Annotated in this window: 16 protein-coding genes; 7 read left to right on the top strand and 9 right to left on the bottom strand. The window is 61.1% G+C overall.

The annotated features are described in order from the left end of the window. Positions 1 to 92 precede the first annotated feature (92 nt). The 8 genes from prfB to AC3ZU9_RS23460 all read right to left on the bottom strand — a co-directional run bounded on the left by prfB (position 93) and on the right by AC3ZU9_RS23460 (position 10,307). A protein-coding gene (prfB, locus tag AC3ZU9_RS23495; RefSeq protein WP_096236834.1) for a peptide chain release factor 2 occupies positions 93 to 1,188 on the bottom strand; the annotation gives its coding sequence in 2 pieces (ribosomal slippage) (positions 93 to 1,115 and positions 1,117 to 1,188; 1,095 coding nt in all). A gap of 711 nt (positions 1,189 to 1,899) precedes the next feature. Beyond that, the gene (locus tag AC3ZU9_RS23490; protein WP_012722554.1) at positions 1,900 to 2,901 is read right to left on the bottom strand and encodes a diguanylate cyclase; all 1,002 of its coding nucleotides are present in this window, start codon (positions 2,899 to 2,901) and stop codon (positions 1,900 to 1,902) included. Between the two features lie 49 nt (positions 2,902 to 2,950). Continuing rightward, positions 2,951 to 3,961, bottom strand: a complete 1,011-nt coding sequence (locus tag AC3ZU9_RS23485) for a chemotaxis response regulator protein-glutamate methylesterase (protein WP_093541953.1) — start codon at positions 3,959 to 3,961, stop codon at positions 2,951 to 2,953. Further along, positions 3,958 to 6,225, bottom strand: coding sequence for a hybrid sensor histidine kinase/response regulator (locus tag AC3ZU9_RS23480; RefSeq protein WP_490091418.1), 2,268 nt, complete (start codon positions 6,223 to 6,225; stop codon positions 3,958 to 3,960). Before AC3ZU9_RS23480 ends, AC3ZU9_RS23485 begins: the two co-directional genes overlap by 4 nt. Beyond that, complete coding sequence (locus AC3ZU9_RS23475) at positions 6,222 to 6,920, bottom strand: chemotaxis protein CheW (protein WP_012722551.1); 699 nt, start codon at positions 6,918 to 6,920, stop codon at positions 6,222 to 6,224. The genes AC3ZU9_RS23480 and AC3ZU9_RS23475 overlap by 4 nt, the downstream gene beginning before the upstream one ends. After that, entirely contained in the window at positions 6,917 to 8,176 is a 1,260-nt protein-coding gene (locus tag AC3ZU9_RS23470) for a CheR family methyltransferase (protein ID WP_064054937.1), read from the bottom strand. The genes AC3ZU9_RS23475 and AC3ZU9_RS23470 overlap by 4 nt, the downstream gene beginning before the upstream one ends. Next, entirely contained in the window at positions 8,173 to 8,685 is a 513-nt protein-coding gene (locus AC3ZU9_RS23465) for a chemotaxis protein CheW (protein ID WP_012722549.1), read from the bottom strand. Before AC3ZU9_RS23465 ends, AC3ZU9_RS23470 begins: the two co-directional genes overlap by 4 nt. Continuing rightward, complete coding sequence (locus AC3ZU9_RS23460) at positions 8,685 to 10,307, bottom strand: methyl-accepting chemotaxis protein (RefSeq protein ID WP_012722548.1); 1,623 nt, start codon at positions 10,305 to 10,307, stop codon at positions 8,685 to 8,687. The genes AC3ZU9_RS23465 and AC3ZU9_RS23460 overlap by 1 nt, the downstream gene beginning before the upstream one ends. A 409-nt stretch (positions 10,308 to 10,716) precedes the next feature. Here AC3ZU9_RS23460 and AC3ZU9_RS23455 point away from each other — a divergent pair, with 409 nt between their 5' ends. Then, complete coding sequence (locus AC3ZU9_RS23455) at positions 10,717 to 15,291, top strand: glycosyltransferase (RefSeq protein ID WP_490091417.1); 4,575 nt, start codon at positions 10,717 to 10,719, stop codon at positions 15,289 to 15,291. A 45-nt stretch (positions 15,292 to 15,336) separates the two neighbouring features. Here the strand turns inward: AC3ZU9_RS23455 and AC3ZU9_RS23450 are convergent, their stop codons facing one another. Continuing rightward, the gene (locus AC3ZU9_RS23450; protein ID WP_012722546.1) at positions 15,337 to 16,047 is read right to left on the bottom strand and encodes a tellurite resistance TerB family protein; all 711 of its coding nucleotides are present in this window, start codon (positions 16,045 to 16,047) and stop codon (positions 15,337 to 15,339) included. Positions 16,048 to 16,215: 168 nt separating this feature from the next. Here AC3ZU9_RS23450 and AC3ZU9_RS23445 point away from each other — a divergent pair, with 168 nt between their 5' ends. From AC3ZU9_RS23445 to AC3ZU9_RS23420, 6 genes are all read left to right on the top strand, one after another. Then, entirely contained in the window at positions 16,216 to 17,127 is a 912-nt protein-coding gene (locus AC3ZU9_RS23445; RefSeq protein ID WP_012722545.1) for a LysR family transcriptional regulator, read from the top strand. A gap of 132 nt (positions 17,128 to 17,259) precedes the next feature. Beyond that, entirely contained in the window at positions 17,260 to 18,717 is a 1,458-nt protein-coding gene (locus tag AC3ZU9_RS23440) for a gamma-aminobutyraldehyde dehydrogenase (protein WP_012722544.1), read from the top strand. A gap of 73 nt (positions 18,718 to 18,790) precedes the next feature. Beyond that, a complete protein-coding gene (gene ydcS / locus AC3ZU9_RS23435) occupies positions 18,791 to 19,942 on the top strand; it encodes a putative ABC transporter substrate-binding protein YdcS (RefSeq protein ID WP_102061729.1) in 1,152 nt (383 codons plus the stop codon). Between the two features lie 138 nt (positions 19,943 to 20,080). Then, positions 20,081 to 21,115 carry an ABC transporter ATP-binding protein gene (locus AC3ZU9_RS23430; protein ID WP_012722542.1) on the top strand — a complete coding sequence of 345 codons (1,035 nt, stop codon included), beginning with the start codon at positions 20,081 to 20,083 and terminating at the stop codon, positions 21,113 to 21,115. A 1-nt stretch (position 21,116) separates the two neighbouring features. Beyond that, positions 21,117 to 22,046: an ABC transporter permease gene (locus tag AC3ZU9_RS23425; RefSeq protein ID WP_012722541.1), complete on the top strand. Its 930-nt coding sequence runs from the start codon at positions 21,117 to 21,119 to the stop codon at positions 22,044 to 22,046. After that, positions 22,036 to 22,845, top strand: a complete 810-nt coding sequence (locus tag AC3ZU9_RS23420) for an ABC transporter permease (protein WP_012722540.1) — start codon at positions 22,036 to 22,038, stop codon at positions 22,843 to 22,845. The genes AC3ZU9_RS23425 and AC3ZU9_RS23420 overlap by 11 nt, the downstream gene beginning before the upstream one ends. Positions 22,846 to 22,884: the final 39 nt, after the last annotated feature.

The following is a 22,884-nucleotide window of genomic DNA, read 5'->3' as shown; positions in this document are numbered from 1 at the left end:
TTTTGAAATTCCATCACAGGTTCGTTGCCCCCAGCCTTCGGCTGGGGATCGCCGGGCAGGGACGCTGCGTCCCCCCGGCTCCTACAGTCTTTTTACAGGCCCGATTTCAGGCTGGCTTCCAGGTATTCGTCGATATCGCCGTCGAGCACCTTGTCACAGTCGCTGCGTTCGATGTTAGTGCGCAGATCCTTGATCCGCGACGCATCGAGCACATAAGAACGGATCTGGTGACCCCAGCCGATATCCGACTTGGTGTCCTCCAGCGCCTGGGAAGCGGCGTTGCGCTTCTGCATTTCCTGCTCGTACAACTTGGCCCGCAGCATTTTCATGGCGGTGTCCTTGTTGGCGTGCTGGGAACGTTCGTTCTGGCAGCTGACCACGGTGTTGGTCGGTACGTGGGTAATCCGTACGGCCGAGTCAGTGGTGTTTACGTGCTGACCACCGGCACCAGAGGAGCGGTAGGTGTCGATACGCAAGTCGGCCGGGTTGATCTCGATTTCCACCTTATCGTCGATCTCTGGCGAGACGAACACGGCGGAGAACGAGGTATGGCGACGGTTGCCGGAGTCGAACGGGCTCTTGCGCACCAGACGGTGAACGCCGATCTCGGTCCGCAGCCAACCAAAGGCGTACTCACCCTTGATGTGCACGGTCGCGCCTTTGATACCCGCGACTTCACCGGCCGACAGCTCCATGATGGTCGCGTCGAAACCGCGCTTGTCGGCCCAGCGCAGGTACATGCGCAGCAGGATGTTGGCCCAGTCCTGGGCCTCGGTGCCGCCGGAACCGGCCTGGATGTCCAGATACGCGTTGTTCGGGTCCATTTCATGGCTGAACATGCGACGGAATTCAAGCTTGGCGAGGTTTTCCTCGAGACGGGCCAGCTCGGCGACGACATCGCCCACTGCGCCTTCGTCGTTTTCTTCGACGGCCATGTCCAGCAGGTCACGGCAATCACCCAGGCCGGTGTTCAGCTCATCGAGGGTGTCGACGATCTGTGCCAGCGCAGCGCGCTCGCGGCCCAGCTCCTGGGCGTATTCAGGTTTGTTCCAGACAGCCGGATCTTCAAGCTCGCGATTGACTTCGGTCAGACGCTCATGCTTTTGATCGTAGTCAAAGATACCCCCGAATAGTTTCGGAGCGCTCGGACAGGTCCTTGATGGTGTTAAGGATCGGGTTGATTTCCATGGCGGGCAGCACTCGTTGGCGAACTTTTGAAAGCCGGCGAGTATAACGGCAAACGGGGGGGAGCGGCAGTCCGCTGGGCGAAAAGGCGCGGGGCTGGATCATTGGAGTACATATCCGTTTTTTAGGTAACGGCGGCTTATGGTTCCGCTCTTACAGCGGCTCACTTTTGAAAAGCCCAAAAGTAAGCAAAAGGCTCTTGCCCCAACACTCGGCACCTCGCCTAGGCTCGGTGTGCCCGTAATCCGACAGTGATTTGGGGGGCCGCCTAAGATCAAGATCAAAAGCCAGATCAAAAGTAGGGCAAAGCAGGGCAAAAGCAGGCTGATATCTACCTGATGTATGCAGTTCAAACTGTGGGAGGGGGCTTGCCCCCGATGGCAGTGTGACAGCCACAGATGCATCAACTGACACACCGCCATCGGGGGCAAGCCCCCTCCCACATTTTTAACCCAGTAACGCCCCCCCCCAACCCCGGTCGGCTCTAAGGCCGCCGCGCTTTTGCTTTTGATCTGAGGCGCCCCGTCAAACACGCTGGCCGAACGCAGGATTGAATCCGGAGTGAGGGTACACCGAGCCTAGGCGAGGTGCCGAGTGTTGGGGCGAAGCGTTTTTGGTTACTTTTTGCGCTTTTCAAAAAGTGACCCGCTGTAAGAGCGGAACCATTAGTGGCCGTGACCGCAGCAACGGATATGTACACAGAAGCACTCAGCCCTACTCAATCCCCACCTGATTGCGCCCATTATGCTTAGCCGTATACAACCCCTTATCCGCCGCCACTATTACCTGCCGACAATCCGTCCCCTGCTGCGGCGTCATGGTCGACAGCCCAATACTGATGGTCAGACTCGACCCCTCAGTCGGCGCAATGTGCGGAATTTTCAGCGCGGCAACCGCCATCCGCAGCTTCTCAGCCACCAACCGCGCCCCGCCCGGCGAGGTATTAGGCAGCACCAGGGCAAACTCCTCCCCCCCATAGCGCGCCGGCAAATCCGAAGGCCGACTGCTGGCCTCACGAATGGTCGCCGCAACCTTGCGCAAAGCCTCGTCACCTTCGACATGCCCAAAGCTATCGTTGTAGGTCTTGAAGAAATCCACATCAATCATCAACAACGACAGCTGAGTCTGATCACGCATGGCACGGCGCCATTCCAGTTCCAGGTACTCGTCGAAATGGCGACGGTTGGACAGCCCCGTGAGGCCATCGGAGTTCATCAGCCGTTGCAGCACCAGGTTGGTGTCCAACAGCTGCTGCTGGCTGACCCGCAACGCGCGATAAGCCGCATCCCGTTGCAACAGGGTCATGTAGGAGCGCGAGTGATAGCGGATGCGCGCCACCAGCTCGATGTTGTCCGGCAGCTTGACCAAATAATCGTTGGCCCCGGCCGAAAACGCCGCGCTCTTGATCAGCGGGTCTTCCTTGGTGGAAAGCACGATGATCGGGATGTTCTGCGTGGCCGGGTGGTTGCGGTACTCGCGCACCAGCGTCAGGCCGTCCAGACCTGGCATCACCAGATCCTGCAGGATAACCGTCGGCTTGATACGGATCGCCTGGGCAATCGCCTGGTGTGGGTCGGCGCAGAAGTGGAAATCGATATTTTCTTCATGGGCCAGGCCACGCCGCACGGCTTCACCGATCATGGCCTGGTCGTCGACCAGCAACACCATGGCGGCGTTTTCGTCGGTCTTGATGTCGTCGATCTGTAAATCATTCATGTGCAGTCACCTGAATTACTGCCTGCAAGCCAGCCGCGAGAGGTCATGTTCATTTGGCAAAGACCTCCAGCAACCGGGGCGCAATTCTATCCAGTGGGCGAATTTCAACAGCAGCATCGATCGCCGCCGCCGCTTTGGGCATGCCATACACCGCCGAGCTTTGCTGATCCTGGGCGATGGTCAAATAACCTTGTTCACGTAGCAATTTGAGGCCCTGGGCCCCGTCGCGCCCCATGCCGGTCAGCAGCACACCGACGGCATCGCCATTCCAGTGGCTGGCCACGCTTTCGAAAAACACATCGATCGATGGCCGGTAAATTTCGTTCACCGGCTCTGCCGTATAGGCTAGCGTGCCATTCTTCAATAAACGAATGTGGTGGTTCGTGCCGGCCAGCAGCACCACGCCGCTTTGCGGCGGCTCGCCTTCGCGGGCCAGGCGTACCGGCAGGCCCGAGGCGCTGCTCAGCCACTCGGCCATGCCCGCCGCGAACACTTGGTCCACATGCTGCACCAGCACGATGGCGGCTGGAAAGTCGCGAGGTAAACCCTTGAGCAGGATTTCCAGGGCAGCCGGACCACCCGCCGAGGAGCCGATAGCCACCAGGCTTTGACGTTTGCCGGATGCGCGCGCCGGCACGGTTTCGGCGCGCACGCGGGTGCCGCGCTGGCCGATCAGCCAGCCGATATTGAGGATCTTGCGCAGCAACGGCGCCGCCGCATCCTTGGGGTTGCCCACGCCGAGCGGCGGGGTGTCCACCACGTCCAGGGCGCCGTGGCCCATGGCCTCGAACACCCGGCTCACGTTGGCCTGGCGGTCGACGGTCACGATAACGATGGCGCACGGCGTCTCGGCCATGATCTGGCGAGTGGCTTCCACGCCGTCCATCACCGGCATGATCAGGTCCATCAGGATCAGGTCCGGCGTCAGTTCGGCGCAGCGTTGCACCGCTTCCAGCCCATTGCTGGCCACCCACACCACTTGGTGCGCAGGCTCGAAGCTCAAGGCGCGGCGCAAGGCCTCCACTGCCAGGGGCATGTCATTGACGATCGCAATCCTCATGCCCGTGCGCCTCCGATCAGTTCCACCACGGCGTCCAGCAGGGCGTCATCGTGGAAACTGGCTTTGGCTAAATAATAGTCCGCACCGGCGTCGAGTCCTCGACGTCGGTCTTCTTCGCGATCTTTGTAGGACACCACCATCACCGGCAACGATTGCAGGCGACTGTCACGGCGCAAGAGTGTGACCAATTCAATACCGTCCATGCGGGGCATATCAATATCAGTGATCAACAGGTCAAAGTCTTCGGAGCGCAAGGCGTTCCAGCCGTCCATGCCATCGACCGCCACGGCCACTTCATAACCACGATTAAGGAGCAATTTGCGTTGCAGCTCACGCACGGTCAGCGAGTCATCGACCACCAGCACGCGCTTACGCGGTGCCTCGGTGGTTTGTTGGCTGCGCCGCGCAATACGTTCCAATCGGCCGGTGTTCAGCAGTTTGTCCACCGAACGCAACATGTCTTCAACGTCGACGATCAACACCACCGAGCCATCATCCAGCAAGGCACCGGCGGAAATATCCTGGACCTTGCCCAGGCGATCATCGAGCGGCAACACCACCAGCGTACGCTCACCGATAAAGCGCTCCACGGCAATCCCGTACACCGTATCGCGCTCGCGGATCACCACCACTTTCAGCGTTTCTGACGGACTCTGCCCCGCCGGGCGCTGCAACAACTGGCTGGCGGCGACCAGGCCAACATGCCGGCCCTCGTGCCAGAAATGCTGGCGACCTTCCAGTTGCACGATGTCATCGGGCGCGAGGTCACACATGCGTTCGATATGCGCCAGCGGGAACGCATAGGCTTCCTCACCGACTTCCACCACCAGGCTGCGTACCACCGACAGGGTCAACGGCACCTCAAGGTGGAAACGACTGCCCTGCCCCGCCGTCTGCTCCAGCACCACCGCGCCGCGCAGTTGGCGGACCATGTGCTGCACCGCGTCCAGGCCCACGCCGCGCCCGGACACTTCGGTGACCGTGTCACGCAGGCTGAACCCCGGCAGGAACAGGAACGTCAGCAACTCTTCTTCGCTCAGGCGCAGGGCGGTTTCGACCGGTGACAGGTGCCGATCGACGATGGTGCCGCGCAGCCGCTCCAGGTCGACGCCATTGCCGTCATCACTGAGCTCCAGCACCAGCAAACCGGCCTGATGGGAGGCACGCAGGCGGATCAAGCCTTCAGCCGGCTTGCCCGCCAGCAGGCGTTGCTCAGGCATTTCGATGCCGTGGTCGACGGCATTGCGCAACAAATGGGTGAGCGGCGCCTCAAGTTTTTCCAGTACGTCACGGTCGACCTGGGTCTTTTCGCCCTCGATCTCCAGGCGCACTTGCTTGCCGAGGCTGCGGCCGAGGTCGCGCACCATGCGCACTTGCCCAGCCAATACATCGGCAAACGGGCGCATGCGGCAGGCCAGTGCAGTGTCATACAACACTTGGGCGCGCTGCCCGGCCTGCCAGCCGAACTCGTCCAGCTCGGCGTGCTTTTCCGCCAGCAAGGCCTGGGCTTCGCTCAACAAACGGCGCGTGTCGGCCAGGGCTTCCTGGGCCTCGAGGTTCAGGACTTGGGTCTTGAGTTGCCCGTCCAGCGTATCCAGCGCCCGTATCCCCTGGCTTTGAATGCGCTTGAGACGTTGCAGGCTGGCCAGGTACGGCTTGAGCCGCTGGGTTTCCACCAGGGATTTGCTCGACAGGTCCAGCAGGCTGTTCAAGCGCTCGGCGGTGACGCGCAGTACGCGTTCGCCGCCTTCGGTCATGCGCTTGCCTTGACGCGGCGGCTCGCTGGTCACCGGCGGCGCGGGTTCGGGTTCCGGCGGCAGTTCTTCGACGACGGGCGCTGGCTCCGGCGGCGGCGCGACGTTGACAGGCGCCTGGGACGGATCCAGCAGACGCTCCATCAACGCGACGTAGGCCTCGACATCCGCCGGCCCGACGTCATTGCCTGGCGTGGCGATGCGCATCAGCAGATCAGTGCCCTGCAGCAGCGCATCGATATGTTCGGGTTGCAGGTACAGGCGGTTTTCCTGGGCGCTGACTAGGCAATCCTCCATGACGTGGGACACGCTGACCCCGGCATCCACCCCAACGATGCGCGCGGCGCCCTTGAGCGAGTGCGCCGCGCGCATGCAGGCTTCGAGCTGGTCCGCCTGGGTCGGGTTGCGTTCCAGGGCGAGCAGGCCCGCGCTCAACACCTGGGTCTGCGCATCGGCTTCCAGGCTGAACAATTCCAGCAGCGAGGCATCACGCATCTGGTCGGGGGTCATGAGAGGCTCCGGGTCACGGCGGACAACAATTGCGCCTCGTCCAGCCAGCGCAGGCTGCGGCCTTTCCACGGCAATACACCCTGGGTAAAGCGCGCGCTGGCCTGGGTGCCGGACGCCGATGCGGCCTTCAAGGTGCGCTCATCGATGGCATGGATGCCGTCGACTTCATCCACCGGCACCACCACCGGGCCATCCTGGGCGGCAATGATCAACATGCGCGGCATGATGCGCCCGCCGGTGGCGCCGCTGCTGGTGGCGTCCAGGCCCAGCAGTTCCACCAGCGACAAGCACGCCACCAGCGCGCCGCGCACGTTGGCCACGCCGAGCAAGGCGCGGGAACGTTGATGCGGCAGGGAATGGATCGGTTGCAACGGCGCGACTTCCACCAGGCAGCGTGTAGCGATGCCCAGCCATTCTTCGCCGAGGCGGAACATCAAGAGCGAACGGGTGACCACCTCCGTGTCGACTTCGGCCGCCTGCGGGCGTCGGTCGTCCTGCTGCAAGGCGTAGCGGTCCAGCAGACGCGTGGCGGCGGCGGAATACACCGAGCAGTTGCGGCAATGGATATGGTCAGCCAGTAGTGGGCAGGACTTATCGCCATGGATACCGATGCGGTTCCAGCAGTCGTCGATGGCTTGAGTGTCGGCCAGGGTCAGGTCCAGGCCGGTGGTGTCGAGCGCCTCGGTGTTACTCATGGTTTGGACTCACTGTCGGCTCGCTCGCTACGGGCGGCTCGCGCCTGCAGACGGCGCGCCCCCGCACTGTCGCCCCGGGACTCGAGCAACGCGGCCAGGTGCATCAAGGCCTGCGGGTGCTGGGGTTCCAGGTACAAGGCTTTTCGATAATAGCCCTGGGCTTCCAGGGCACTGCCGGCCACGTCGCTGAGCAGCCCCAGCCAGTAAAACACCTGCGCGGCCGGCGGGTGGCTGTTCAAATAGTCTTCACACGCGGCCCGGGCCTCGGCACTTTTGCCTTCGTTGGCCAGGGTGGCGATCCGGCTGAGCAAGGTGCCTGCATCGGAGGGCGCAGCCTTGATCGGCAAGACGTGGGCGCTGACGGTGCTGAACGGCCGAGGTTTAGCTGAAATCGGCGCCGTGCTGCGCGGAGGCGTGGGAGCAGGCGTCGGTATAAACGCTGGCTCGGGCAGCTGCGGCGAGCCCTGCCGGCTGAACGCAAAGGACTGCGGCACCCCAATCGAACGCATGCCGTGGCGCCCCAGCAGGCTGCCTTCGGCCGGGCCGATAAACAGCACACCGTCCACGTGGGTGAGGCCTTTGAGCACGTCGAAGACTTGTTTCTGGGTGGGCTGGTCGAAGTAGATCAGCAGGTTGCGGCAGAACACGAAGTCGTAGGCGGCCTCATTGGCCAGCAGCGCCGGGTCGAGCAGGTTGCCGACTTGCAGGCGCACTTGTTCGCGCACCCGATCGGCGATGTGGAAGCCGTCGCCGTATTCAGTGAAGTGGCGGTCACGGAAGGCAATATCGCCGCCGCGAAAGGAGTTCTTGCCGTACACCCCGCGTCGCGCACGCTCCACCGACAGCGGGCTGACGTCCATCCCCTGTACCTTGAACTGATGCGGCGCGAGGCCCGCATCGAGCAGCGCCATGGCAATCGAATAGGGTTCTTCGCCGGTGGAGCACGGCAGGCTGAGGATACGCAATGCGCGCATCTGCTTGATATCGACCAGGCGGGCCTTCGCCAGGCGCGCCAGGGTCGCAAAGGATTCGGGGTAACGGAAAAACCAGGTTTCGGGGACGATCACTGCTTCGATCAGCGCTTGCTGTTCGTCCTGGGAGCTTTGCAGGTGCTGCCAGTATTCGCCCGGCGTGGGTGCCTGGACGATCTGGCTGCGCTGGCGCACGGCGCGCTCGATGATGGCTTCGCCCACCGACGCGACGTCCAGGCCGATGCGCTCTTTAAGAAAGGCAAAAAAACGCGGGTCGTTGCTCATACGCTCAGCTCGGCAGAAAACAGCACGGCGCGCACGTCATCGGTCAGCAGGTCGTTTACACCGATCCATTGCATCAGGCCCAGCGCATCTTCGCGCACCGGCCCCAGGTAGGGTGCCTGGCGGTTGGCCAGACCGTAGGGCTGGAACTCGGCGGGGTCGCAACGCAGGGTGTCGGTGGCCTGCTCCAGGATCAGTCCCAGCCAACGCGCTTGGGACCCGGCGTCGGGTTGGTAATTGACCAGCACCAGCCGCGTGCTGGTGCGGGCCTGGGCCGGGTTGCCGAAGGTCAAGGCGCTGAGGTCAATGACCGGCACCAGCGCCCCACGATGGGCAAAGATCCCGGCGACCCACAGCGGTGCATGGGCAATGGGTTTCAAAGGCAGGCGCGGCAGCACTTCGGCCACTTCGGTAGCCTTGAGGGCATAGCGTTCCTGACCGATATGGAACACCAGGAACAACGCCTTTTTCGCTGCCGGGACGGCGCCGCGTTTAGCCGCGAGTTCGCTCATCAGACTTTGAAACGCGACACGCCGCTGCGCAGACCCACCGCAACCTGGCTCAGTTCATCAATGGCAAAGCTGGCCTGGCGCAGGGACTCCACCGTCTGGCTGCTGGCATCGCCCAGTTGCACGAGGGCGTGGTTGATCTGCTCGGCGCCGGTGGCCTGGGCCTGCATGCCTTCGTTGACCATCAACACCCGCGGCGCCAGCGCCTGTACCTGGTGGATGATCTGCGACAACTGCTCGCCCACTTGCTGCACTTCGAACATGCCGCGGCGCACTTCTTCGGAGAACTTGTCCATGCCCATCACCCCCGCAGACACTGCGGACTGGATCTCGCGCACCATCTGCTCGATGTCATAGGTGGCCACGGCGGTCTGGTCCGCGAGGCGGCGCACTTCGGTCGCGACCACGGCAAAACCGCGACCGTACTCGCCGGCTTTTTCCGCTTCGATGGCGGCGTTGAGCGACAGCAGGTTGGTCTGGTCGGCCACCTTGACGATGGTCACCACCACCTGGTTGATGTTGCCGGCCTTCTCATTGAGGATCGCCAGCTTAGCGTTGACCAGGTCGGCCGCGCCCATCACCGAGTGCATGGTCTCTTCCATGCGCGCCAGTCCTTGCTGGCCGGAGCCGGCAGCCACCGACGCCTGGTCGGCGGCGGTGGACACTTCGGTCATGGTGCGGACCAAGTCCTTGGAAGTCGCCGCGATTTCGCGCGACGTGGCACCGATCTCAGTGGTCGTCGCGGCCGTTTCAGTCGCGGTGGCCTGTTGCTGCTTGGACGTGGCGGCAATTTCGGTCACCGAGGTGGTGACCTGCACCGACGAGCGCTGGGCCTGGGACACCAGGGCCGTGAGCTCGGTCATCATGTCGTTAAAGCCGGTTTCGACGGCGCCGAACTCGTCCTTGCGCTCCAGGTTAAGGCGTTTGCTCAGGTCGCCGTCGCGCATGGTTTCGAGGATATCGACGATGCGTTGCATCGGCGCCATGATCGCACGCATCAGCAACAGGCCGCACAGCCCAGCAGCCAAGATGGCGATGAGCAGCGACACGGCCATACTGATCTTGGCCGACAGTACCGCCTCGTCGATCGCCGCCGTTGCCCGGTCAGACACGTTCTTGTTTTCAGTAATGATGTCGTTGAGCTTCATGCGCCCTTCGGTCCAGATCGGCGTCAATTGCTCCTCGAGCAATTGATTCGCGCCCGGCAGGTCATTGGCTTCAACGCGTTCCAGCACCTGGGCCAGCACTTTGTTGTAGTTGATGTGCGCCGCCTTGAAGTTATCGAACTCCATGCGGTCAGCTTGGCCATGAATGGTTTTTTCGTAGTTGGCCATCTGCTGTTCAATACGCGCTTCGAACGACTTGTAGTCGTTCTTATCGGTATTGGTGAAGGTTTTGTCGTCGCGCAGGCCGATGATGTCGATGGTCTGCAAATAGCTGTCGACCCAGGCGCTGCGGATCATCGAGCTGAGGTAAACGCCCGGCACCGCGTCGTCCCGGACGGCTTCCTGGCTGGTTTCGATCTTCAGCAACCGTGAATAGGAGACCACGACCATTAACAGCATGATGGCGATAATGACCGCAAAACTTGCCAAGATGCGTTGGCGCAAGGTCCAGTTCTTCACAGTAATTCCTCGAAGGGCCATTCAAATGGAGGGGAGTATAGCTGAGGCAGTGCCATCGTTTATCAATGGGTTATCGGATAGAACGCTCGACAGGCAAAAAATCCTCGCGGGGTGATTGCCGCCCCCTCCTACCTCAACACCGCCTCCACTGACGTGCTCCTCGCTGAATATCAGGACGGGTCGAATCCGAAATCGGAAGGCGGGGACCCACCTCCGCAACGTCAAGCCGTGTTCTTTTTTTTACAGTGGACAATAGAAGATACAACCCTCGCACCCAGGTTTTACGCAGGCCGGAGCCGCTCGGAAACACCCGAAAAAACAAACGCACTCTGCGAGACAGCGACGAGGGCGTAGAACTGCCTGCCCACGCCTGGCGCTTCAGCGCCTATCCCTGCAAGGAGCATAACCATTGAATATTTCCGCCCCCTCTACCCCGCTAGCCATTACCCCGCTGCCAAACACAAGGATCGCCCCTCCTACCACCGGCAACCCATTCAGCCAGCATCGCAGCGACAGAGCCTCCACAGATTCCTTGCCCGAGACCGCCAAGACGCCAGCAAAGTCGCCGTTGCCGTTGAGTCTGCTGCCTTCAAATAGAGCGAAAGCCAGCATCGCCGCAGGCAATGCTTTAGCGATGGGTTACCCGGACAAGCTCCTGGCAGGTTACTACGGCGACGCGCTGGCGCGCGCGCGCGGCGGGGACAGCCAACGAGAGGTGATTGTTGCCGGCATTCCCCCCGACTCGACGTTCGGAAAATGGTGGCAATACTTTCGGGAGACGTTGAATAGCGCGGACTTCACCGCCTGGATGCTTTCGGAGGGCCTTGATAGCAGCACTGTCGAGATCATTCCCTCCAAAGGCGCATTACACGCCAGGCGAAAAGCCGACCAGAGCGTCGTCAGTTTTACCCTCAACAACGATGCGCGCTGGGCGGCGGTGGCCGGGCCCATACTCGAAGCCGGCAAGGTGATCGCGCCCGATACCTTCAGTATCAGGAACCCCGCAATGCTACCTGTACACAGCGCGCCCTTTGAGCTTATCGGGCGGTTCTATGGGGAAAACCTCGACAACCTCAGCCGGGCCCAGGTGGCAACGCGTGTTGCACAATTGAATGAAGGCCAGGGTTTCCGACCACTCGCCCCCTCGGATGGGTTAAGACCTCCCCATACACGCACCCCTGAAGCCCTCGAGCTTCAGAAACAAAACCTGGGTGACAGACGCAACCGACTAAGCCTTATCCATACGCTCACCCGTATCAGTGTGCTGGCCTCAACGAATTCAAACACGACGCTGGCCGAACACATCGATTCGCACCGTGTCCCCGTCCACCCGGATTCCGTATTCGCGAAGACTTACCCAGGCATGCCGGCAAGCGGTTTGAAGCTTGAGCCGTTTTTGCATGCGCACGGCTTGATGATTCCCCAGGACAAGGCCGAGCTGTCGAACCTTATTGCCGTTCTGTCAGACCCGGTACCACAACCGCCTGACAACTCGAGGCACTGGGGACTGCTGTCGGACACGCGCCAACTCGGACGTGACGAGCGCGAACGCGTCCAGAACATCGTCAGTGAAGAGGCACAAAATGGGTTGGAGGGGGGCACCTGCCTTCTCAACCACCTGGCTAAAAAAACTCCCGATCTCACCACCGCTGATAGCCCCGCGCAACGCCTGCAGGCTCTGATTGCCAGTCCGCAGGCACAGGCGCTGGGTAAGCGCCTGCAAAGCGCGTTCGCGGACACCTGGTCAACCAGCACAGCCAGCGACTGGGCGATGACCGCGCTGGCGCTCGACCTGGACCCCGCCGTGGGCACCCAACGCAACGTCGTCGCCGGTTACGACCTGGCCCAGGCAGCTCACCGGGGCTTGTCACCTGCCGCTATAACAGCGCGACTCGTCGAGCATCTTAAGCAGCAAGGCCGAGTCGATCACGACCTGGCCCCTGCGGCGGCACAGCTATTGCTCGCCAGTGCAGCCCCTGCGTTCCTGGTCAAGGACCTCCCTGGCGGCTTGGTGTATGGGTCCCACACCTGGGCCAGCCTGAGCACCGCTGTCGCGCGCATTGAGGCGCTGGAGCCGGGCGCCACCCGTAACATGACGTTTGGCCAAGTCATGAGTTTTGGCAACAGAAGCCCGGTCACGCTTAAGGATGCTGGCATTGAGGCGGGGGCTCAGACACATGCCGTCATCGATTGGGCCATCGCCAATGACGTCCTGAATAAGGCTAACGATGATGCGTTTACGCCCGAACAGATCACCGTTGCGCGAGACAAATTCAACGCATTGCTAGAAACATTAGGCACTACCAATAAAGGCCTCACCGCCTTTCTGCCTACGCGCAGGGCATTGGCCTGCGCAGAATTGAAGAAGGTATATGGCGACTATGACTTCGAGCAGCCGCTGACCCCCATCGTCAACCTTGACGGCAGTGAGACCAAGCATGCACTGGTGGACATTTATACGGCAGGGAAGATGGACCGTATCGTTGACCAGAGCGTCGTATTGAGCCCGACCCGCCGCACGGGGGTCAGACCCCTTCCGGACATCACGGCCATTTTCAATGAGCAGTTCGATGCCTACATCAAGGGATTGAGGACAGGCATAAACACCGCGATGCAATACCAATTTTCCCAACTGTCTCTTGATGAACGCCAACATATCGCGGTCGGCGACATCACCTTCCACTCTGTGCGCGAAGCCAACGGCGACACTGAGACACCCGCTCAAGTCGACGCTTCCAGAGCACGTCACGGTCTACTGATGTGTGTAAAAAACAAAGGTGACGTGCGGATTTACGAAGTGTTGCCGATGCAGGGGCTCGTTCGCCGCAACCATCAGCTATGGGGCAGCAGCGTTCATCAAACGCCCCTACGTGGCTACGATGACCCGGATGATTACTTTCTTGAAAAGGCCAAAGGCAAGTCGCTCGACATTGACTTGGACGCCTACAAAACCGGCGCGCCGCCAAAGGAGGTCGTGTCTTCAGGCCTTTCCATTGATCCGGTGCCTTTTTCTTTTCCAAAGGCATGGGGAGAAAAGACCGGGCAAGACCGTTCGCCTACAGCGCCATGGGCCAGTGAGCGTGAGCAACACTTGGCCAACGAGATCGAAAAGTTTGTCCTCTATGGCCGCGACGCGCTCAAGACCTACGCCAGTGGAACCAATGCTGTTGAAGAGCAAGAAAAACAGTTGGTGGATGAACTGGGCGCCGTCATGGACTTCCTGCCCCTGAAAAGCGGTATTGAAAAGGCAGTAAAAGGCGACGTATGGGGGGCCGTTGGGGACTTCGCTCTGGACCTGCTGGGTTTTGTTATTCCGGTGGGCAAGGCGGTCAGCCAGGCGACCAAGCTCACTGGAAAACTCGGAACAAAACTGTTCACCGGGGCCAAAATAATCGGCGCCGCGGCAGTCGGCGCCCTTAACCCGGCGGACGGCCTTGGCGCGCTGGCCGAGGGTTTGGGTCAAGGCACGCGCCAAATGCTTTCAACGGCTGCTCGCACGTTCAAGTTGAAGCATCCACCCGGCCTGCCGGGTGAACTCGCAGTGGTCGAAAAATACACAGTTTCACCCTCGCGCCTCGTCGGCCTGAGCCCGGATAGCAAAGGGGTTTACCACAGCCTCGATGGCCAGAGTCAATACATCCGCCACGTCGACAAATCTGGCAAGGCTTCTGTCTATCAGGTTCGAGAAGCTTCGGGCGGTAGCCCCATGAGTTCGGTGCAGGTTCGTGTCATCAACCCCAAGACCTACCGACAAACTGAATTCATATTAAACAAAACCGGCGCCGATCAATGGCAACGCCTGGGGCTGCCGGGCGGTGTCGAGGGAATGCCTTATAAAAGCTATGAAGTCCCAATGGACGAAGTCAACCGCGTACTTAGTGATGATGGCAAGACAAGGCTTTATGCCAATTTTTGCGTTTTAGTAGAGTTTGATGTAGCCAATGACGTTTGGCGCAAGCTAGGCGACGGTAAAACCCTGGGTGCCCCTTTTTGGCGAACAGGCCCCTACGAGTGGAAAAGTGGCAGCCTGGACGAGTTCTTGCGGGTCAAGGCGACACTGCCCAAGCCAACCACCTTTGAAACAATTCACGCAGCCCTTCCCCCCGTTCCCACGGCCGTTACGCCGATCAAGAAGGAAATCAACTACATATGGGCTGGCGCCATGATTCCGGATGATCGGCTCAGCCTGATTCTGGAGAATGCACGTAAGACACCCGGTTTCCAATCTGTGGTCCATGTCGACGCAGACAGCCCGGAAAAGTTTGCATCGATCAAAGCGGCCCTGGACAAAAAAACGCCCAACCTGGAAGTGCGAAATCTGAATGAAGATCCTTTCTTCCAAGAGTTCAAGACCACGCAAGCCGGTGAGATGTACCAGTATTTTCGTCAGGGCAAAACCCACAACTACGCGGCGGCTTCAGACGCTCTGCGCTATCCGCTGATCAACCACCGGGGCGGCATCTACCTGGACAGTGATGACTTGATCACCAAGCAGATTGGAGATATCGAGCTCAAAGCAGGTACCGATGACCTATTGCTCAACTCCCATGTGAAGCATTCCGAACTCTCGTTCTCGGGCTACAACACTAACGTGTTCGCCAGCCATCCCAACAACCGGGTCCTCAAAGAGATCAGTGAGGAATCCTACAAACGATTCCGGGAAAACAAACCATGGCTGGACACACACCGACCTTATCTTGAGAGGGAAAATCCCAGCCCTGAGGCCATACGGGAATTCAATGAGTATGAGAGCAAGATATTTGAAGTAACGGGGCCTGACGTCTTTAACGATGTCTTGAAGAAAAGCCGGCCCGACTACTACGGGCTCAGCGAAACGATCGGTAACAACGCGCGAGCCGGCGTCATTTTTCCGAGGGCGGATGCACTCGCAGAGCAGGCCGCCGTTGACTATTACCTACCCTTCCATCGTCGTTTTGAAATAGACATAGGCGGCGGCCACTCTATGGTCGACAGAGTCAGCTGATACCGAGAACACGACCCTGATCGTTCCCAGCCATGGGGACGGTCATCACTCTGTCGCCTGACGCACCTGTTTTTCCAGCTCCTGCTTCAAACCAGGCTCAAGTTTCAGTTGGCGTGCCAGCTCATCCAGGTACGCTTTCTCCATAAAGTTCTCCTCATCCACCAGCATCACACTGGCGATGTACATCTCAGCCGCCATCTCCGGGGTACTGGCCGCCCGTGCTACATCGGCCGGGTCCAGGGGCTTGTTCAGTTCCGCGTGCAGCCAGCTTTGCAGCTCGCGGTCGTTATCCAGCTTGGTGAACTCGCCTTCGATCAGCTCGCGTTCGCGCGCATCCACATGGCCGTCGGCCTTGGCGGCGGCGACCAGCGCCTTGAGAATGCCCTGGCTGTGTTGCTCGACCTGGGCCGGTGGCAGGCGGTCGATGGTCTGCGGTTCGCCCTGCGGCGCATTGGCTTGATTGGCCTGCCAGTTGCCATAGGCTTTATAGGCAATCACCCCCAAGGCCGCCAAGCCGCCGTAAGTCAGGGCCTTGCCGCCAAATTTGCGCGCCTTCTTGTTGCCCATCAGCAAGCCCATGGCGCCGGCCGCCAGGGCGCCGCCACCCGCTCCACCGAGCAAACTCCCCAGCCCGCCACCGCCCAGCAAACCGCCGAGAGCGCCTTTGTCATCCTGCTTGCGTTGGCCGCCAGCCTTGTTTTGCAACATGTCCTGGCCAGACTTGAGCAGTTGATCGAGCAATCCACGGGTATTCATTCGTAGCCTCCAGACACTTGGGTTCATAGGACCAATAGGCCCCCAGCGTAAAACTAAGTGCCAAAAAGCCTCGATCTAGATTGCTTCCAGATGTAACGCGGGCGCCCTTCGCAAAAACCGATATACACTCGAGTGAATATATAAAAACACCTCACTGGTAATTCCAGCATGATGACCTTGCGTCAAATCCGGCACTTTATCGCCGTGGCCGAGACCGGCTCGATCTCCGCCGCCGCGCAGACCGCGTTTATTTCCCAGTCGACACTGACCCTCGCCATCCAGCAACTGGAACAGGAAATCGGCGTCAACCTGTTCAACCGGCATGCCAAGGGCATGACCCTCACCCACCAGGGCCATCAATTCCTGCGCCAGGCGCACTTGATCCTCGCCACCGTCGATAACGCCAAGCGCAGCCTGCAACAGAGCACCGACCAAGTGGCGGGCCAGTTAATCATCGGCGTGACCAGCCTGGTGGCCGGTTATTACCTGGCCGATCTGCTGACGCGCTTCCAACGCGCCTACCCCAACGTGGAAATCCGCGTGATGGAGGACGAACGTCCGTATATCGAGCATTTACTGGTCAGCGGCGAGATCGACGTTGGCGTGCTGATCCTCTCCAATCTCGAGGACCGCCACGCGCTGCAGACCGAAGTGTTGACCCACTCGCCCCACCGTTTGTGGCTGCCGGCGCAACACCCATTGCTGGAACACGACAGCATCAACCTGGCCGATGTGGCGCGTGAGCCGTTGATCCAGCTGAATGTCGATGAAATGGGCCACAACGCCCAACGCCTATGGGCTGGAGCCGGGTTGCAACCTCGGGTGACCTTGCGCACCGCGTCGACCGAAGCGGTGCGAAGCCTGGTGGCGGCGGGTCTCGGCGTGTCGATTCAGCCGGACATGACCTACCGGCCCTGGTCCCTGGAAGGCGACATTATTGAAGCGCGGCCGATTGCCGACCTCAGCCAGACCCTCGACGTGGGCCTGGCCTGGCGCCGTGGCACCGCGCGTCCGGCGCTGGTCGACCCCTTCCTGACCGTGGCCCGCGAACAGCCGCATCCGCGCAAGCCATCTATTTAATCGAATGCTGCATTCAGTATTTAGTATTTGTTGACCTCGCGCCTGGCCTCTACTCTCAGCTAATCCATAAGAGAACGCCGGGCGCCTTGTAAGAGAACGCCCATGGCCACACAAGAAAAGAGATCGCGAAAAATGTCCGGCGCGCCCACCCCGCTGCTCACTGCGTTGCTGATCGACGGCGAACTGGTCCAGGGCCAGGGTTTTGCCGAGCCGATCCTCAACCCGGCCACCGGTGAAGTGCTCACCCAGATCGCCGAAGCCAGTACCGAGCAGGTCGAAAGCGCAATCCTCGCCGCCCACCGCGCCTTTGCCGGTTGGTCACGGACCACGCCGCAGCAACGCTCGAACATCCTGCTGGGCATCGCCGACGCCATCGAAAAACAAGCCGACTACCTGGCCCGCCTGGAATCACTGAATTGCGGCAAGCCGTTGCACCTGGCGCGCCAGGATGACTTGAGCGCCACCGTCGATGTGTTCCGCTTCTTCGCCGGGGCCGTGCGCTGCCAGACCGGGCAACTGAGCGGCGAGTACCTGCCAGGCTACACCAGCATGGTGCGCCGCGATCCGATTGGTGTGGTGGCCTCCATCGCGCCGTGGAATTACCCGCTGATGATGGCCGCGTGGAAGATCGCCCCGGCCCTGGCTGCCGGTAATACCTTGGTGTTCAAGCCGTCGGAACACACGCCGCTGTCGATCCTGGCCCTCGCCCCGGTGCTTAAAGATCTGCTGCCGCGCGGCGTGATCAACATTCTGTGTGGCGGCGGCGAAGGTGTTGGCAGCCATCTGGTCAGCCACCCCAAGGTGCGCATGGTGTCGCTGACCGGCGATATCGTCACCGGGCAGAAGATCCTGCAGGCCGCCGCCAAAACCCTAAAACGCACGCACTTGGAACTCGGCGGCAAAGCCCCCGTGATCGTATGCAACGATGCCGACCTGCAAGCCGTGGTCGAGGGCGTGCGCGCCTATGGTTACTACAACGCCGGCCAGGATTGCACCGCCGCGTGCCGCATCTACGCCCAGGCCGGAATCCACGACAAACTGGTCGCCGAACTGGGCGCGGCCGTGAGCAGCCTGCGCTTTGCCGGCAAACGCGATGCCGATAACGAACTCGGCCCGCTGATCAGTACGCGCCAGCGCGACCGCGTCGCCAGTTTTGTCGAACGTGCCCTCGGCCAGCCGCATATCGAACGCATCACCGGCGCCGCCGTGCATTCCGGTGCGGGTTTCTATTACCAACCTACCCTGCTCGCCGGCTGCAAACAGAACGACGAAATCGTGCAGCGCGAAGTGTTCGGCCCGGTCGTCACGGTGACGCGCTTCGACGAGTTGGAACAGGCGGTGGACTGGGCCAACGACTCCGAATACGGCCTGGCCTCGTCGGTGTGGACCCAGAACCTCGACAAGGCCATGCAAGTGGCCGCGCGCCTGCAATACGGCTGCACCTGGATCAACAGCCATTTCATGCTGGTCAGCGAAATGCCCCACGGCGGCTTGAAGCGCTCGGGGTACGGGAAAGACCTGTCCAGCGATTCGCTGCAGGACTACAGCGTGGTACGGCACATCATGGCGCGCCACGGCCAACATCTTTAAAACAACAACTAAGCTCTTGCGTTACCGGTTGCACACAACTGCCCCGACCATAATTAAAGAAGAGGGAACCCCCATGTCTGCGCACAAGACCGCACTGCTCAGTGCCCTGACCACAGCGTTGCTGGCCAGCGTCAGTCTCCAGGCCGCCGAACCGCTCAAAGCCGTTGGCGCGGGTGAAGGCCAGTTGGATATCGTCGCTTGGCCCGGCTATATAGAACGTGGCGAAAGCGACAAGGCCTACGACTGGGTCAGCGGTTTCGAGAAGGAAACCGGCTGCAAGGTGAATGTGAAAACCGCCGCCACCTCGGACGAAATGGTCAGCCTGATGGCCAAGGGCGGGTATGACCTGGTCACCGCGTCGGGCGACGCATCGCTGCGCCTGATCGTCGGCAAGCGCGTGCAGCCGATCAACACCGCGCTGATCCCCAACTGGAAGAACATCGACCCGCGCCTGAAGGATGCGCCGTGGTACGTGGTCGGTCAGCAAACCTATGGCACCCCGTACCAGTGGGGCCCGAACGTGTTGATGTACAACACCAACGTGTTCAAGACCGCGCCCACCAGCTGGGACGTGCTGTTCAACGCGCAGAACCTGCCGGACGGCAAGCCGAACAAAGGCCGCGTGCAGGCGTATGACGGGCCGATCTACATCGCCGACGCGGCGCTGTACCTTAAGTCGACCAAGCCGGAACTGGGCATTCAAAGCCCATACGAACTGACCGAAACCCAGTACAAGGCCGTGCTCGATCTGTTGCGCGCCCAGCAACCGCTGATCCACCGCTACTGGCACGACACCACCGTGCAAATGAGTGACTTCAAGAACGAAGGCGTGGTGGCCTCCAGCGCTTGGCCGTATCAGGTCAACGGCCTGCAGAACGAGAAGCAGCCGATTGCTTCGACGATTCCGAAGGAAGGCGCCACCGGCTGGGCCGACACCACGATGTTGCACACCGAGGCCAAGCACCCGAACTGCGCCTACAAGTGGATGGACTGGTCGCTGCAGCCGAAGGTCCAGGGCGATGTCGCCGCCTGGTTCGGTTCGTTGCCGGCCGTGCCTGCGGCCTGCAAGGAAAGTGAACTGCTCGGCGCCGAGGGTTGCAAGACCAATGGTTTCGACCAGTTCGAAAAAATCGCCTTCTGGAAAACCCCGCAAGCTGAAGGCGGCAAGTTCGTGCCGTACAGCCGCTGGACCCAGGATTACATCGCGATCATGGGCGGCAGGTAAGGCCTTCCAAACGACCTAGGTCCCCTGTGGGAGAGGGCAACCCCCCTCCCACATTGACCGCACTCATAGATGTTTTGTTTTTTCAGAAGTCCAGGCCGGGCCGCTGCGACGACCCGCGCCTTTTCGGAGCACCGCACCATGACGCTTGCAGTCCAATTCACCCACGTTTCCCGTCAGTTCGGCGAAGTGAAAGCCGTTGACCGGGTTTCCATCGATATCCAGGACGGCGAGTTCTTTTCCATGCTCGGCCCTTCCGGCTCAGGCAAGACCACCTGCCTGCGCCTGATCGCCGGGTTCGAGCAGCCGAGCGCAGGCTCGATCCGCATTCATGGCGAGGAAGCCGCCGGCTTGCCGCCGTATCAGCGTGACGTAAACACCGTGTTCCAGGATTACGCGCTGTTCCCGCATATGAATGTGCGCGACAACGTCGCCTACGGCCTCAAGGTCAAGGGCGTCGGCAAGGCCGAACGCCTGAACCGTGCCGAGGAAGCCCTGGCCATGGTCGCCCTCGGCGGCTACGGCGACCGCAAGCCGGTGCAGCTCTCCGGCGGCCAACGCCAACGGGTGGCCCTGGCTCGCGCCTTGGTCAATCGCCCGCGGGTATTGCTGCTGGATGAACCACTGGGCGCCCTTGACCTCAAGTTGCGCGAGCAGATGCAAAGCGAGCTCAAGAAGCTGCAGCGCCAGCTGGGCATCACGTTTATCTTCGTGACCCACGACCAGACCGAAGCCCTGTCGATGTCCGACCGTGTGGCGGTGTTCAACAAAGGTCGCATCGAGCAAGTCGACACCCCGCGCAACCTCTACATGAAACCGGCCACCGCGTTCGTCGCCGAGTTCGTCGGCACCTCCAACGTGATTCGCGGCGAGCTGGCCCAGCGCCTCAGCGGCAGCGCGCAGCCGTTCTCGATCCGCCCGGAACACGTGCGCTTTGCCGACGGCCCGCTGGGCGCCGGCGAGGTAGAAATCAGCGGTCTGCTCCACGATATTCAATACCAGGGCAGCGCCACCCGCTATGAACTGAAGCTGGAGAACGGCCAGGCGTTGAACATCAGCCAGGCCAACAATCAGTGGCTGGACATCAGCAGCGGCCATCAGGTCGGCCAGTCCATCACCGCCCGTTGGGCGCGGGAAGCCATGACCCCGCTGACCGACAGCGCAGGCGAGGTGTGACATGAGCCTGGCCCTTTCCCACCCGCCGATGCGCAGGTTTTCCAACCTGCTGTACCGCAAGCCCAACCTCTACCTGGCGATGCTGCTGGTGCCGCCGCTGATCTGGTTCGGTGCCATCTACCTCGGCTCGCTGCTGACCCTGCTGTGGCAAGGTTTCTATACCTTCGACGACTTCACCATGGCGGTCACGCCGGACCTGACCCTGGCCAACTTCGCCGCGCTGTTCCAGCCGTCAAACTTCGACATCATCGTGCGCACCTTGAGCATGGCGATTGTGGTGTCGATCGCCAGCGCCATCGTCGCCTTCCCCATCGCCTACTACATGGCGCGCTACACCACGGGCAAGACCAAGGCGTTCTTCTATATCGCGGTGATGATGCCGATGTGGGCCAGCTACATCGTCAAGGCCTATGCCTGGACCTTGCTGCTGGCCAAGGGTGGCGTGGCGCAGTGGTTCGTGCAACACCTGGGGCTGGAGCCGGTGTTGCAGTTCGTGCTGGGCATTCCCGGCGTGGGCGGCAGCACCTTGAGCACCTCGCACCTGGGGCGCTTCATGGTGTTCGTCTATATCTGGCTGCCGTTCATGATCCTGCCGATCCAGGCCTCCCTGGAACGCTTGCCGCCCTCGTTGCTGCAAGCCTCGGCGGATTTGGGCGCCAAGCCACGCCAGACCTTTATGCAGGTGATTCTGCCGCTGTCGGTGCCGGGGATTGCCGCCGGTTCGATCTTCACGTTCTCGCTGACCCTGGGCGACTTCATCGTGCCGCAACTGGTCGGCCCGCCGGGTTACTTCGTCGGCGGCATGGTGTACGCGCAGCAAGGCGCCATCGGCAATATGCCCATGGCCGCGGCGTTCACCCTGGTGCCGATCGTGCTGATCGCGGTTTACCTGTCCATCGTCAAACGCCTGGGGGCCTTCGATGCACTCTGAAAAATCGTCTATGGGCCTGAAGATCGCAGCGTGGGGTGGACTGGTTTTTCTCCATTTCCCGATCCTGATCATCTTCCTCTACGCCTTCAACACCGAAGAAGCCGCGTTCAGCTTTCCGCCCCAGGGCTTCACCCTGAAGTGGTTCAGCGTGGCCTTCGCCCGGCCGGACGTGCTGGAAGCGATCAAGCTGTCGTTGCAGATTGCGGCCATCGCCACCCTGATCGCCATGGTGCTCGGCACCCTGGCTTCGGCTGCGCTGTATCGCCGCGAGTTCTTCGGCAAGCAAGGCGTGTCGTTGATGCTGATCCTGCCGATTGCTCTGCCGGGGATCATCACCGGTATCGCACTGCTGGCGACCTTCAAGACACTGGGCATCGAGCCGGGGATGTTCACCATCATCGTCGGCCACGCGACCTTCTGCGTGGTGATCGTCTACAACAACGTCATCGCGCGCTTGCGCCGCACGTCCCACAGCCTGATCGAAGCTTCGATGGACCTGGGCGCCGACGGCTGGCAGACCTTCCGCTACATCATCATGCCCAACCTGGGCTCGGCGCTGCTGGCCGGCGGCATGCTCGCCTTTGCGCTGTCGTTCGACGAAATCATCGTCACCACCTTCACCGCCGGCCACGAGCGCACCTTGCCGCTGTGGCTGCTCAACCAGTTAAGCCGCCCACGGGATGTGCCGGTGACCAACGTGGTGGCGATGCTGGTGATGTTGGTGACGATGTTCCCGATTCTCGGTGCCTATTACCTGACGCGCGGCGGTGAAAGCGTGGCCGGTAGTGGCGGTAAATAACGTTGCCATTGAAGGAACACGGTTCAAATGAGGGAGGGG

The sequence above is a fragment of the Pseudomonas sp. A39 genome (assembly GCF_058145955.1).
This window is presented reverse-complemented; position numbering and strand designations above follow the sequence as displayed.

Excerpts from the sequence above, each read along its gene's own strand:
- AC3ZU9_RS23490 (WP_012722554.1), bottom strand. The coding sequence starts at position 2,901 with ATGAATGATTTACAGATCGACGACATCAAGACCGACGAAAACGCCGCC.
- AC3ZU9_RS23485 (WP_093541953.1), bottom strand. The coding sequence starts at position 3,961 with ATGAGGATTGCGATCGTCAATGACATGCCCCTGGCAGTGGAGGCCTTG.
- AC3ZU9_RS23480 (WP_490091418.1), bottom strand. The coding sequence starts at position 6,225 with ATGACCCCCGACCAGATGCGTGATGCCTCGCTGCTGGAATTGTTCAGC.
- AC3ZU9_RS23475 (WP_012722551.1), bottom strand. The coding sequence starts at position 6,920 with ATGAGTAACACCGAGGCGCTCGACACCACCGGCCTGGACCTGACCCTG.
- AC3ZU9_RS23470 (WP_064054937.1), bottom strand. The coding sequence starts at position 8,176 with ATGAGCAACGACCCGCGTTTTTTTGCCTTTCTTAAAGAGCGCATCGGC.
- AC3ZU9_RS23465 (WP_012722549.1), bottom strand. The coding sequence starts at position 8,685 with ATGAGCGAACTCGCGGCTAAACGCGGCGCCGTCCCGGCAGCGAAAAAG.
- AC3ZU9_RS23450 (WP_012722546.1), bottom strand. The coding sequence starts at position 16,047 with ATGAATACCCGTGGATTGCTCGATCAACTGCTCAAGTCTGGCCAGGAC.
- AC3ZU9_RS23445 (WP_012722545.1), top strand. The coding sequence starts at position 16,216 with ATGATGACCTTGCGTCAAATCCGGCACTTTATCGCCGTGGCCGAGACC.
- AC3ZU9_RS23440 (WP_012722544.1), top strand. The coding sequence starts at position 17,260 with ATGTCCGGCGCGCCCACCCCGCTGCTCACTGCGTTGCTGATCGACGGC.
- ydcS (WP_102061729.1), top strand. The coding sequence starts at position 18,791 with ATGTCTGCGCACAAGACCGCACTGCTCAGTGCCCTGACCACAGCGTTG.
- AC3ZU9_RS23430 (WP_012722542.1), top strand. The coding sequence starts at position 20,081 with ATGACGCTTGCAGTCCAATTCACCCACGTTTCCCGTCAGTTCGGCGAA.
- AC3ZU9_RS23425 (WP_012722541.1), top strand. The coding sequence starts at position 21,117 with ATGAGCCTGGCCCTTTCCCACCCGCCGATGCGCAGGTTTTCCAACCTG.
- AC3ZU9_RS23420 (WP_012722540.1), top strand. The coding sequence starts at position 22,036 with ATGCACTCTGAAAAATCGTCTATGGGCCTGAAGATCGCAGCGTGGGGT.